Below are 305 nucleotides of genomic sequence, written 5' to 3' on the forward strand. Positions count from 1 at the left end.
CCCATAAGTTCTAAATGAACCTTTCAATCCTTTGAATCGAATGTAGTACGTACTTATCCTCCACTCTTTTTCGCTTTCGATGAACTCTTTATAAACCTCCATGACAATTTCATGGAAAATATCATCACGTATTTTTTTTGACAAAATTAACCCCAAAGGACAATTGTATAAGACGTTCATAATTCAAAATGTAATTAGCTTCTGCCAATGTGCGTTCCATGCTTACTTTGAGATATTGTTTTAACAATTCAGGAAATAAACGGGAAGAAATTGTTTGAATTGCTCTAGTATGATATCGAATATGT

Annotated in this window: 1 protein-coding gene; it reads right to left on the bottom strand. The window is 32.5% G+C overall.

The annotated features are described in order from the left end of the window. Nucleotides 1-124 precede the first annotated feature (124 nt). The coding region (locus DSOL_RS28605; protein ID WP_207649704.1) for a hypothetical protein at nt 125-305 on the bottom strand (181 nt) is incomplete at its 5' end.

The organism is Desulfosporosinus metallidurans, from assembly GCF_001936615.1.
In the GTDB taxonomy this organism is placed as follows: Bacteria; Bacillota; Desulfitobacteriia; order Desulfitobacteriales; family Desulfitobacteriaceae; genus Desulfosporosinus; species Desulfosporosinus metallidurans.